The 11,932-nt window shown below is 76.7% G+C and carries 10 protein-coding genes and 3 tRNA genes; 6 read left to right on the top strand and 7 right to left on the bottom strand.

What is annotated here, in order from left to right; genetic code table 11:
- Window positions 1-101 precede the first annotated feature (101 nt).
- The 6 genes from ettA to Q0789_RS09435 all read right to left on the bottom strand — a co-directional run bounded on the left by ettA (window position 102) and on the right by Q0789_RS09435 (window position 8,217).
- The gene (gene ettA / locus Q0789_RS09460; protein WP_298804517.1) at window positions 102-1,784 is read right to left on the bottom strand and encodes an energy-dependent translational throttle protein EttA; all 1,683 of its coding nucleotides are present in this window, start codon (window positions 1,782-1,784) and stop codon (window positions 102-104) included.
- 9 nt (window positions 1,785-1,793) lie between these two features.
- Window positions 1,794-3,614 carry a GTPase gene (locus Q0789_RS09455; RefSeq protein ID WP_298804515.1) on the bottom strand — a complete coding sequence of 607 codons (1,821 nt, stop codon included), beginning with the start codon at window positions 3,612-3,614 and terminating at the stop codon, window positions 1,794-1,796.
- On the bottom strand, window positions 3,611-5,377 hold the full coding sequence (locus Q0789_RS09450; RefSeq protein ID WP_298804513.1) for a GTPase domain-containing protein: 1,767 nt from the start codon (window positions 5,375-5,377) through the stop codon (window positions 3,611-3,613). Before Q0789_RS09450 ends, Q0789_RS09455 begins: the two co-directional genes overlap by 4 nt.
- Window positions 5,378-5,601: 224 nt before the next feature.
- Window positions 5,602-5,674: transfer RNA gene (locus Q0789_RS09445), tRNA-Arg, on the bottom strand.
- A 90-nt stretch (window positions 5,675-5,764) separates the two neighbouring features.
- Entirely contained in the window at window positions 5,765-6,985 is a 1,221-nt protein-coding gene (gene nhaA / locus Q0789_RS09440) for a Na+/H+ antiporter NhaA (protein ID WP_298804511.1), read from the bottom strand.
- The gene (locus tag Q0789_RS09435) at window positions 6,982-8,217 is read right to left on the bottom strand and encodes a PrsW family intramembrane metalloprotease (RefSeq protein WP_298804510.1); all 1,236 of its coding nucleotides are present in this window, start codon (window positions 8,215-8,217) and stop codon (window positions 6,982-6,984) included. Before Q0789_RS09435 ends, nhaA begins: the two co-directional genes overlap by 4 nt.
- A 150-nt stretch (window positions 8,218-8,367) precedes the next feature.
- Here Q0789_RS09435 and orn point away from each other — a divergent pair, with 150 nt between their 5' ends.
- The 6 genes from orn to Q0789_RS09405 all read left to right on the top strand — a co-directional run bounded on the left by orn (window position 8,368) and on the right by Q0789_RS09405 (window position 10,832).
- On the top strand, window positions 8,368-8,979 hold the full coding sequence (gene orn / locus Q0789_RS09430; protein WP_298804508.1) for an oligoribonuclease: 612 nt from the start codon (window positions 8,368-8,370) through the stop codon (window positions 8,977-8,979).
- Window positions 8,980-9,050: 71 nt separating this feature from the next.
- Window positions 9,051-9,123: transfer RNA gene (locus Q0789_RS09425), tRNA-His, on the top strand.
- Between the two features lie 153 nt (window positions 9,124-9,276).
- Window positions 9,277-9,534 (top strand): hypothetical protein, encoded by a 258-nt coding sequence (locus Q0789_RS09420; protein WP_298804506.1) that lies wholly within the window; start codon window positions 9,277-9,279, stop codon window positions 9,532-9,534.
- Between the two features lie 55 nt (window positions 9,535-9,589).
- A tRNA-Lys gene (locus tag Q0789_RS09415) sits at window positions 9,590-9,665 on the top strand.
- A gap of 412 nt (window positions 9,666-10,077) precedes the next feature.
- Complete coding sequence (locus tag Q0789_RS09410) at window positions 10,078-10,266, top strand: hypothetical protein (protein ID WP_298804504.1); 189 nt, start codon at window positions 10,078-10,080, stop codon at window positions 10,264-10,266.
- Between the two features lie 176 nt (window positions 10,267-10,442).
- Window positions 10,443-10,832, top strand: a complete 390-nt coding sequence (locus tag Q0789_RS09405; protein ID WP_298804502.1) for a hypothetical protein — start codon at window positions 10,443-10,445, stop codon at window positions 10,830-10,832.
- A gap of 39 nt (window positions 10,833-10,871) precedes the next feature.
- Here Q0789_RS09405 and Q0789_RS09400 read toward each other — a convergent pair whose 3' ends face one another.
- On the bottom strand, window positions 10,872-11,891 hold the full coding sequence (locus tag Q0789_RS09400; RefSeq protein WP_298804500.1) for a LacI family DNA-binding transcriptional regulator: 1,020 nt from the start codon (window positions 11,889-11,891) through the stop codon (window positions 10,872-10,874).
- Between the last annotated feature and the right edge of the window lie 41 nt (window positions 11,892-11,932).

The raw sequence follows: 11,932 nt of genomic DNA, 5'->3' as shown, positions 1-11,932 counted from the left end.
GCGGACTCGTCGGGCAGAGGGGTCCGTCCTCCTGCGCACGGACGACGACGGCCCCTCCCGCGTGCGGGAGGGGCCGTCGTCGTCGCTGCGCCGTGAGCGCGTCAGTCGCGCGTGAGGCGCCGGTAGGTCACGCGGTGCGGGCGCGTGGCGTCGGGCCCGAGGCGCTCGACCTTGTTCTGCTCGTAGGACTCGAAGTTGCCCTCGAACCAGTACCACGTCGACGGGTTCTCCGGGGTGCCCTCGTAGGCGAGGATGTGGGTGCACACCCGGTCCAGGAACCACCGGTCGTGGGAGATGACCACGGCGCAGCCCGGGAAGTCGAGCAGCGCGTTCTCGAGGCTGCCGAGCGTCTCGACGTCGAGGTCGTTCGTCGGCTCGTCGAGGAGCAGCAGGTTGCCGCCCTCCTTGAGCGTCATCGCCAGGTTGAGGCGGTTGCGCTCACCGCCGGAGAGCACGTCGGCCGGCTTCTGCTGGTCGGGGCCCTTGAAGCCGAACGCCGAGACGTAGGCGCGCGAGGGCATCTCGACGTTGCCCACGTGGATGTAGTCGAGGCCGTCGGAGACGGTCTCCCACAGCGTCTTCCCGTGGTCGAGGCCCTGGCGGCCCTGGTCGACGTAGGAGATCTTCACCGTGTCGCCGACCTTGACGGTGCCGGCGTCCGGCTCCTCGAGGCCGACGATCGTCTTGAAGAGCGTCGTCTTGCCGACGCCGTTCGGGCCGATGACGCCGACGATGCCGTTGCGGGGCAGCGTGAACGACAGGTCGTCGATGAGGACCCGGTCGCCGAAGCCCTTGCGCAGCCCGGAGACCTCGATCACCTGCGAGCCCAGGCGCGGGCCCGGCGGGATCTGGATCTCCTCGAAGTCGAGCTTCCGCGTGCGCTCGGCCTCGGCCGCCATCTCCTCGTACCGGGCGAGGCGGGCCTTCGACTTGGTCTGGCGGCCCTTGGCGTTGCTGCGCACCCACTCGAGCTCGTCGGCGAGGCGCTTCGCCATCTTGGCGTCCTTCTTGCCCTGCACCTGCAGGCGGGCCTGCTTCTTCTCCAGGTAGGTGGAGTAGTTGCCCTCGTAGGGGTAGAGGCGCCCGCGGTCGACCTCGGCGATCCAGCCGGCCACGTTGTCGAGGAAGTACCTGTCGTGCGTGACGGCGAGGACGGCGCCCGGGTAGGCGGCGAGGTGCTGCTCCAGCCACGTCACGCTCTCGGCGTCGAGGTGGTTGGTCGGCTCGTCGAGCAGCAGGAGGTCGGGCTTGCTCAGCAGCAGCTTGCACAGCGCCACGCGGCGCTTCTCCCCGCCGGAGAGCACCGTGACGTCGGCCTCCCCCGGCGGGCAGCGCAGCGCGTCCATCGCCTGCTCCAGCTGGGAGTCGAGGTCCCAGGCGTCGGCGGCGTCGATCTCCTCCTGCAGGGCGCCCATCTCGCTCATGAGGGCGTCGAAGTCCGCGTCGGGCTCGGCCATCTCGACGCCGATGGCGTCGAAGCGCTCCTTCTTGCGGACGATGTCGCCGAGGCCGTCCTTGACGTTGCCGAGGACGTCCTTGTCGGGGTCGAGCTGGGGCTCCTGCTCGAGGATGCCGACGCTGTAGCCGGGCGAGAGCCGCGCCTCGCCGTTGGACGGCTGGTCGAGCCCCGCCATGATCTTGAGGATGGTCGACTTCCCGGCGCCGTTGGGGCCGACCACCCCGATCTTGGCGCCGGGGTAGAAGGACATGCTGACGTCGTCGAGGATGACCTTGTCGCCGTGCGCCTTGCGCGCCTTGGTCATGGTGTAGATGAACTCGGCCATGCCTTCAGGCTAGTGGCCTCGGCGCCGCCTCCCAGACGGTGCAGCGGACCGTGCGGGGGACGCTCCGGACGGCCGTGACCGGGCGGGGCGGGCGCCGCCCGCGGGGCCCCCCGGCGACAGCGCGTCGCGCACGGCCGCGTGGTCGGCCAGCACGCCCGCGACGGGGGCGAGGACGGCGTCGGCCGCCACCCCGCGCACGGCCCCGTCGAGCCGCTCCTGCGCCGCGCGCCGCGCCCGACGGGCTCCCCGGGCGGCGAGACGCGCGGACGCCGCCGCGAGCAGCAGCCCGAGGAGCAGCCCGCCGACGAGGAGCACCGTGGGCACCGGCAGGAGGCGGGTCCCGTCCGTGCGCTCGGGCCCCACGGCCGGCACCGACAGCGGCGGCAGCTGCAGCCACGTGGCGACGCCGAGGGCCACCAGCCACACGAGGCCGACGAGCGCGGCGACGGCGAGCACCGCCTGCGCAGCCCCGACGGCCGCCCACCAGCGCGGCGTCGTCCGCGGCAGCTCGACGCCGACGACGGCGCGGTCGAGGGCGTCGACGACGTCCGGGCCCGGGGGCGCGGCCGCCGCGCGGACCGAGGCCGCCCACCGCGGCGGCAGCCCCGCGGACGCCTCAGCGCCGACCCGGCGGCCGGCGAGGTCGACGGCGGCGCGCTGGGACGGCGTGGGGGCGGGCACGGAGGAGACGACGAGGTCCTCGCCCCGTCCGTCCTCGCCCAGCCCCTCCTCGTCGCGCCCCCGACGGGGCTCCAGGCCCAGGCGGCGCAGGGGCTCCCGGCGCAGGCGGGTGGTCCAGCGCAGCGGCACCCACCCGGTGGAGCGCTCGGCGCGGCGGCGGTGGTCGGCCTCGACGGCGTCGACGACGGCCGGCACGCCCGCGGCCGCCCCCAGCGCGCGGACGAGCTCGTCGGCGCCGGCGACGTCCTCGGGCGCCGGCGCCGGCACGGGGTCGGCCGCCGTCCCCCGGGCGAGGTCGGCGCGCACGGCCTCGAGGTCGGCCTCGGTGCGCCGCAGCGCGACGGCGCGGGCGGCGACGGCGTCGGCCAGCCGCGCCCGCAGGTCGGGCAGCCCGGCACCCGTCCGCGCGGAGACGGGCAGCACGTCGGCGCGGGAGAGCCCGTCCTCGGCGAGCAGCCGCCGCAGGTCGGCCTCGGTGGCGCGGGCGTCGTCGGCGCCGAGGCGGTCGACCTGGTTGAGCGCGAGCAGGACGACGTCCTCGTGGCCCGCCAGGCGCCGCAGGTACCGGGCGTGGAGGGCGTCGTCGGCGTACTTCTGCGGGTCGACGACCCAGACGAGGAGGTCGACGAGCCCGACGAGGCGGTCGACCTCGAGCCGGTGCGCGAGCGTCGTCGAGTCGTGGTCGGGCAGGTCGAGGAGCACGAGCCCGTGGAGGTCCTCCTCGTCGCGGGCGTCGAGCGCGCTCTCCCGGGTCGTCCGGTGGCGCTGCGGCACCTCGAGCCAGTCGAGGAGCTCCTCGGCGGGCTCGGGGCCCCACACGCTCGCGGTCGGGCGGGACGTCGTCGGCCGCCGGGCGCCGACCTGGGCCAGCGGCAGGCCGGCGACGGCGTTGAAGAGGCTCGACTTGCCGCTGCCCGTCGCCCCCGCGAGCGCGACGACGGTGCGCCCGCTGCCGAGGCGCAGCCGCTCCTGCGCGCGCTGCAGCACCGGCCGGGCCCGGTCGACGGCGTCCGGCTCGAGGCGGTCCCCGCCCGCGGCGACGGCGTCGCGCAGGTGCTGCACGCGCGCCACGAGGGCGGCGCCGTCGACCGGCGCCCCGTCGGCCGCCCCGTCGCGGCGGCGTCCGACCAGGGGCGTGCGGGGGCTCACGCGGCCTCCCCGCGGGCGGCGGCGACGTCGGCGAGGACGCGCTCCAGGCGACCCGCCGCACCGGCGTCGACCCCGGTGGAGTCGAGCACCTCGAGCAGGCGGAGGCGGGGGCCGTCGACGAGCTCGTCGACGCGGCGCAGGAGGTCGGCCCGGGCCCGGGCGGCGAGCGCGCGGACGGCGGCGTCGCCGAAGACGGCCTCGAGCACCCGCTGGCCCACGGCCGCCGCGCCGACGCCGACGCCGACCTCCGCGCCGGTGGGGATGAAGGCGGTGCTGGCGAAGACGACGACCATGAGCGCGACCCCGAGCGCGTTGACGCCGAAGGACAGCACCCGGGCGCGGGTGCGCCGGCCCTCCCCCTCGGCGCGGACGAGGTCGAGGACGCCGCGCTGCCAGTCGCGCACGAGGCGGGCCACGCGCTCGTCGAAGTCCGGCGGGAGGTCGAGGACGGGCCCGGCGACGGCGACCGCCTGCGCCCCGGCCGGCCGGGCGAGCCAGCGGTCGCGCGTGCGGTCGAGCGCCCCGGCGACGCGCGCGCGCACGAGGGCGGCGACGCCCGAGCGCACGGCCTGGCCGACGGGCTCGGCGCTCGGCGCGGGGCGCCCGCGGACGAGCGCGCCGAGGCGGTCGCGCAGGCGGCCGACGGCGGCGTCGAAGGAGCGGAAGAACTCGCCGGTGCCGACGAACTCCTGCCAGCGCGCGAGCACCTCGCCGCGCAGGAGCGTGCCGTCGGTGAGCTCGGTCTCGAGCTCCTCGCGGCCCTGCGCGAAAGAGGTGACGACGTCGTCGCGCAGCGCCGCCACGGCCGCGGCCTGCGCGGCCGCCGCCCCGGCGACGGGCGCGAGGCCGCTCGGCAGCGCCTCGAGCGCGCCGGTGAGGGTGCGGCGGACGACGAGGGCCCGCTGCCGGGCGTCGCCCGCCAGGCCCGCGAGCCAGCGCCGCAGCGGCTCGACGGCCTCCGCGGGCAGCAGCCCGTCGACGTCGGCGCCGGGCGCCGTCTCGAGCACGGAGAACAGCGGCGCCGCGCCGAGCCCGCCGTCGCGGAGCATGCCGGCGAGGTCGGCGCGCACCTCGCGCAGCACGGCGTCGTCGCCGGGGCCGGCGGGGACGCGGTCGAGGACGACGGCGACGGACGCCCCCCGGCGGGCGGCGCCGGACAGGAGGTCCCACGGCACGGCGTCGGCGTAGCGGGCCGCGGTGGTGACGAAGACCCAGAGGTCGGCGGCGCCGAGCAGCTGGGCCGCGAGCGCGCGGTTGGCGTCGACCACGGAGTCGACGTCGGGGGCGTCGAGCAGCGCGAGCCCTGCCGGCACGCCGGGGGACGCGACGAGCTGCAGCGACGTCGCGGCGGGCGCGTCGGCGCGCGCGGGCCCGGTCGGCTCCTCGGCGCCCGTCGTGCGCGCGAGCGCCGGCAGCACCCGGTCGCCGATGAACCACGCGGCGTCGTCGGGGTGGTGGGCGAGGACGGGCGCGCGGGTCGTCGGGCGCAGCGCGCCCGCCCGGGTCACCCGCTCGCGCAGGAGCGAGTTGACGAGCGTGGACTTGCCCGCGCCCGTGGACCCGCCGACGACGGCGAGCAGCGGCGCGTCGACCTGGCGCAGCCGCGGCAGGAGGTAGTCGTCGAGCTGGTCGCGGGCCGCCGCGGCGCCGGCGCGGCCGCGCTGGGCGTCGGGCAGGTCGAGCGGCAGCCGCAGGCCGGCGAGCTCCTCGCGCAGGCGCTCGAGGGCCTCCAGGAGGCTGCCGCCGTCACCCGCGCCGCTCACGGGCCCCAGCCTGCCAGGCGCTCGGAGCGCCGACGCTGCTCGTCCGCGCACAGCGACCTGCGCAAGGCCCGATCACCCAGCGTCTCCGCAGGTCGAGAGGCCGGGCTCGTGACGAGGGCCCGCTTGTGCAGGTCGCCCGGCAGCCAGAGCTCCAGCAGGCCCGGCAGGGATCGAAACCTGCGACCGTCAGATGAGACGTCCACCACCCGAGGGCCCAGCGAAGGCGCCCCCGGCAGGGATCGAACCTGCGACCGTCAGATTAGAAGTCTGCCGCTCTGTCCGCTGAGCTACGGGGGCGAGCGCCCCCGCGGGCGCGTGCGGCGAGGCTACCGGCGGCCCCTGCCCCGCGCCCCGCTGCCGCGGCGGTCCTGAGCGGAGGGCCGCCGGTCAGCCGATGGCGGCGGGCTCCGCGGGGTCCATGCCGATGCGGCGCTTCTGCACCTGGAGCGCCACGGCGCCCAGCGTCGCCGACACGACGGACGCCCCCAGCACCGCCACCTTCGCCGCCTCGCGCAGCTCGCCCGGCGGGAAGGCGAGCTCGCAGACGAGGAGGGACACGGTGAAGCCGATGCCCGCGAGGACGGCGACGCCGAACAGGTCGCGTGGCGCCTGGTCCTCGGCGAGCCGCAGGGGCGTGAAGCGCTCGAGCACCGTCACGGTGAGGAGCACGCCGATCGGCTTGCCGCCGACGAGACCGAGGATGACGCCGATGGCCACCGGGTGGGAGAACACCTGCCCGAGCCCGCCCGTGCCCACGACGGTGACGCCGGCGGCGAAGAAGGCGAAGACGGGCAGCGCGAGGCCGGACGACAGCGGGTTGACCACGCGGTTGACCCGCTGGCCGACCGCCTCGTCCTCCCCCCGCCGCGAGAGGGCGGGCACGGCGGCGCCGAGGAGGACGCCGGCGACGGTGGCGTGGACGCCGGAGGCGTGCACGAGGGTCCACGTGACGACGGCCAGCACGATCGCCCCGGCGATCAGCGCCCGGTGCGCCCCGACGGACGACGGCCGGCGTCGCACGAGCCACGCGAAGGCGGCCAGGGGCACGAGGGCGGCGCCGAACCACGGCAGGGCGAGGTCGTCGGTGTAGAAGATCGCGATCACCGTGATGGCGAGGAGGTCGTCGACGACGGCGAGCGTCAGCAGGAAGGTGCGGACGCTGCCCGGCAGGCCCCGGCCGAAGACGACGAGGACCGCCACCGCGAAGGCGATGTCCGTCGCCGTCGGCACCGCCCATCCGCGCAGGCCGTCGCTGCCGCTTTCGAGGACGACGACGGTGTAGAAGGCCGCGGGCATGAGCATGCCGCCGAGGGCGGCGAGCGCGGGCATCGCGGCGCGGCGCGGGTCGCGCAGGCTGCCGCCGCGGACCTCGTGGGTGATCTCCAGGCCGACGACGAAGAAGAAGACGGCGAGGACGCCGTCGGCCGCCCACGTCGCCAGGGAGAGGTCGAGGTGCAGCGCGGCCGGGCCGACGACCGTCTCGGAGAGCTCGGTGTACGCCTCGCGCCACGGCGAGTTGGCCCAGACGACCGCCAGCAGGGCGCCGAGGATGAGCAGGAGCCCGCCGGCGCGCTCGTCCTCGAGGACGGCGCGCAGCCGGCCGTTCACGCCGCCGCTCCGGTGGCCACGACGCGGACCGCGGGGGGCGTCGGCAGGGCGGACGCCGCGAGCACGCGCTCGCGGAGCACCCACAGGCTGCGGACGAGGTCGCGCTCGTCCTGCGCAGCCCCGCGGTGGGCCGTGCCGCGGACGCGGCGCTCGCGCAGGAGCGCCAGCTCGCCCGCGAGGTGCTGGAAGTCGGCCATCGCCTCGGCGCCCTCCCGGCCGCCGGTCGAGCGCGCCCAGCGCCGCGCGCGTCGCCGCTCGGGCAGGGAGGCCGCCATGCGCGCCTCGGCCGGCGTCAGCCACCCGGCGTCGGCGTAGGCGGCGAGGTGCTGGCGCAGCACCCGCCCCTCGCGGCGGCGGGCCAGGACGACGAGGACGACGACGCCCGCGAAGACGGGCACCTGCAGCGCGAGGTAGACGACGGGGAAGCCCAGCGGCGCGAAGGTCGAGAGGTTCCAGGCACCGTGGAGGAGCACCGCCACCGCGAGCCCCCCGACCGGCAGCAGCCAGCGCGCGCGCCCGCGGCGGGCGACAGCCGCGCCGATCGCGGCGCCGACGACCACGGTGAAGAGGGGGTGCGCGAAGGGGGAGACGACCGCGCGCAGGACGAAGGTCACGGCCAGCTGCTGCGTGCCGCCGGCGACGAGGGCGCCGCTGAAGTAGAGGACGTTCTCGACGAAGGCGAAACCGATGCCGACCATCCCGGCGTAGACGACGCCGTCGACGACGCCGTCGAACTCGCGACGCCGCAGGAGGAGGACGGCGACGACGCCCAGCGCCTTCGCGATCTCCTCGGTGAGCGGCGCCACGACGCCGAGCGACACCGGGCCGGGCTCGCCCGAGGCGTCGAGCAGCACGGACGCCTGCGTGTTGACGGCGAGCGCGATCGCCGTCGCGACGCCCCCGCCCCACCCGAGGGCGACGAGCAGGAGGCCCGGCGGCTCGGCCTCGTAGCGGTCCAGCCACAGGAAGGCCGCCCCGACGAGCAGGACGGGCAGCAGCGCGAGGGCCAGGCCGACGGCGACCGCCGACGGGCCGTTCTCGACGAGGACGATGCCGAGCACGCGCAGGAGCCCGGCGACCATGACGAGGGCGAGCAGCGCGGCGACGAGGACGTCGCGGGCCCGCGTGCGGCGGGCCGGGCGCCGCACCGGCAGCGCGGCGGGCCACCCCCCGGGGGGCAGAGCCGCGGGCGGGACCCCTCCGACGGCCGGCGACGGCCCTGCTCGCGTCATGGCGCGCACGCTAGCCCTGGGCACGCGTCCGCGCCGACGCCGTCCGCGGGCGCCGGCCCCGCCCACCGCCTGACGGCCACGGCGCCCCCGGGAGGGGTGACCGTCCCGAGCCGGGTCCCGCCCCGTGGCCGCTCGACCTAGAGTCCGCGTGTGGCTTCCTCGACCTCCTCCCAGCGCATCGTCTGGATCGACTGCGAGATGACGGGCCTCGACCTCGAGCGGGACGCCCTCGTCGAGGTGGCCGTCCTCGTCACCGACTCCGAGCTGGAGGTCGTCGGCGAGGGCCTCGACGTCGTCATCGCCCCGCCGCCGGAGGCGCTGGAGCAGATGCGCGACGTCGTCCGCGACATGCACACCTCCTCGGGCCTGCTGGAGGAGCTCGCGGCCGGGACGACGCTCGAGGACGCCCAGCGGCAGGTCCTCGAGCACGTGCGCGCGCTCGTCCCCGAGGCGCGCAAGGCGCCCCTCGCGGGCAACTCGGTGGGCACGGACCGCGGCTTCCTCGCCCGGGACATGCCCGACCTCGTCGAGCACCTGCACTACCGGATCATCGACGTCTCCTCCGTCAAGGAGCTCGCCCGCCGCTGGTACCCGCGGGCGTACTTCGCCTCCCCGGAGAAGGCCGGCGGCCACCGCGCCCTCGCCGACATCCGGGAGAGCATCGAGGAGCTCCGGTACTACCGGGAGGCGGTCTTCGTGCCGCAGCCGGGCCCCGACTCGGCCACCGCTCGCGCCGTCGCCGCTCGGGTCACGGGCACCTGACCCCAGCCGGTACAGTGGTCACCGCCCAGAGGGGCTCCGCGCGGTGACGGCGGGGCCCGGCACGGGCCCTGGTGGGTGTAGCTCAGCTGGTAGAGCACCGCGTTGTGGTCGCGGTGGCCGCGGGTTCGAGCCCCGTCACTCACCCCGATCCCGTCCCCCCGGCTCGCCCGGGGGGACGGGTCCGATCGAGTCATCCCCCTCCCCCGGCCGCGGCGCTGTGGCTCCTCGAGGCGGACGTTCTGCCACACTCGCCCCACACCGACCTCGAGGACTGGGGCGGTCGCAGGAGGAGGCACCATGACGACGTCCCCGACCCCGACGTCCCCCGAGCCCGCCGAGGGCTCGACCCCGTCGGACGAGTCGAGCACCAGCGGCAGCGAGCACGTGATGGACATGCTCGGCGAGCACGTCCCGCTCTCCCTGCTCATGGACCTCACGTCCCCCACCGGGCCGGACAGCGTCACGATCCACGACGACGAGGGCCTGCCCGAGGACAGCTGGTGGGACCTCGGCGAGGGCGACGGCTCGGCGTCCGACGCCGGCTCTGAGCGCTGACCGTCCCGCACGATTTCACGACGTCGGCGGGGCGCTGCTAACCTCGTCGACGCACGCGCTGCTAGCTCAATTGGCAGAGCAACTGACTCTTAATCAGTGGGTTCTGGGTTCGAGTCCCAGGCGGCGCACCACCTCACGGCCCTCGTCCGACTCCGTCGGGCGGGGGCCGTCGTCGTCGGACGGGGCCGGCACTCTGAACGGCGCACGGGGCGCGCGCCTACGCTCCGGCCCGTGGCCGCTCCCCTCCGCCGACGTCGGGCGCGCGGCCGGCACGCAGCCCCGCCTCCACGCCGCACTCGGGTGCTCGACCTGCTCGGACGGGCGCTGGAGCGGCTTCTCTGGCTCCTTCCCTCCTGACCCTCGCAGCAGCGACGTGCGCTTCCGCCCCATGGCCACGGTGGTCGTCCCCGCGCTCGCCGGGAGACGAGCCTTCGACTCCGACGCCCCGCTCCTCGCCGGGCGCCCTCGCCCGTGACGCGCGACGCCGAGGAGTCGGCTGTCCCCAGCCACACCGGCGCGAGGCCACGGCGGCGACCGAGGTGGTTGCTGACGACGTCGTTCGTGGTGTGGATCTTCAACGCGGCGGTCCAGGCACTGGTCTCCTTCACCGAGGACGACTCGCACACCGGCCTGCAGGTGGTCCGCGCCGTCTCCGTCGTCGGCTTCCTCGCGCTCGCCGTCGTCACGGCGCGACAGCTGCGCATCCGGGCGCGCGAGTCGAGTGACCGCTGAGACGCGCGTCAGGTCGCGTCCCTGTCGAGCCGCCGCTGCAAGACCGTCGTCGTCCCCCTGCCCGTTCAACGTCACCCGATCGGGTCTCCCGAAAGCCGCACGTGGCGCGAAGTGCGCACTTAGCGTCGGGCGCGCTCCACCCATGGAAGACGTCTCACACGGGGGAACGACCACACATGCGCACTCACCGCACCGTCCTGTCCGTCGCCCTGGCCGCCGGCGTCGTCGGCCTCGCCGGCTCCCCGGCCCTCGCGGCAGACCCCTACGACTGCAAGGACTTCGGCAGCCAGGCCGAGGCCCAGGCGGAGTTCGACCGCGTCCCCGGCGACCCGTCCGGCCTCGACCGCGACGACGACCAGCAGGCGTGCGAGGACTACGACTACGGCAGCAGCGCGAGCGGTAGCACCGACGGCGGCGAGGGGGGTATGGCCATGCCCTCCGGCGGCGTCGACGCGGGCGCCGGGGGCACCGCGGGCGACGTCGGCGCCCTCCTCGCGTCGGGAGGGCTGCTCGCCGCTGCCGGCGTCGGCGGCCTCGTCCTCGTGCGGCGTCGCAGCGCCGCCTGAGGACGACGAGGCGCCCGGCCGCCACGGCGGTCGGGCGCCTCAGCCGCGGCCGACCGCGCCCCGGCCCGTCGACTCCCGCTCGACGACCGCGAAGGGCGCGACGACGTCCTCCTCGGCCGCCGCCGGGTCGGCCATGCGGCGCAGCAGGAGGCGGACCACCTCCTCGACCATCGCGTCGTGCCCGGGCGCCACGCTCGACAGCGACGGCACGCTCGTGGCGGCCTCGCGGACGTCGTCGAAGCCGACGACGAGCACGTCGTCGGGCACCCGCAGCCCGCCGTCGGCGAGGCCCCGCAGCACCCCGAGGGCGAGGGTGTCGGTGAGGGCGACCACCCCGTCCACCGGCTCCCCCGCGGCCAGCGCGCGACCGCAGCGGACGCCGTCCTCCAGCGCCGTGCCGAACGTCACCGCGCGGGCCCGCGCCCCGGGCACCGCGCGGACGGCGTCGCGGACGCCCCGCGCCCGCAGCCGGAAGGCGTCGCCGTCGTGCCCCCCGGGCTCGTCGAGCTGCTCCCACGGGGGGCTGCCGACGACGGCGAGCCGCCGGCACCCCCGCTCGAGCAGCAGCGCGGCCGCCGCACGGGCGCCCTCGCTGTTCGCCATGCCGACGTGGTCCACCCGCCGGAGGTCCTGGCGCTCGCCCAGCGCGACGACCGGCAGGTCGCCCGCGAGGGCGCGGACGTCACCGCCCAGCCCCACGGCGGACAGCACGAGGCCGTCGTAGGCGCCGCCGCGCGAGTCCCGCACCGCCGCCGCCTCCCCCTCGGGGCTGGCGCCGGTCTGCTCGACGACCAGGCGCAGCCCCTCGCGCGCGAGCCGCGCGGCCAGGCGCCCCGCGAGCTGGCCGAAGTACGGCGCGTCCAGGGACGGGACGGCCAGGCCCACGACCCCGGTGCGCCCGCGCCGCAGGCTGCGGGCGGCCACGTTGAGGCGGTAGCCGAGCCTCTCGCTGGCCTCCAGCACGGCTCGGCGCACCTCGGGGCTCGTCGCCCGGCGCCCCGTGAGGACGTTGGAGACCGTCATCGGGGAGACGCCGGCGGCGGTCGCGACGTCACGCATGGTGACCACGTCGGACCTCCAGCGCTCGTGCCGCGGGCGGC

Source organism: uncultured Pseudokineococcus sp., from assembly GCF_947499845.1.
Taxonomy (GTDB): domain Bacteria; phylum Actinomycetota; class Actinomycetes; order Actinomycetales; family Quadrisphaeraceae; genus Pseudokineococcus.
The sequence above is the reverse complement of the archived record's forward strand: the minus strand, read 5'-3'. Positions and strand labels throughout refer to the sequence as shown.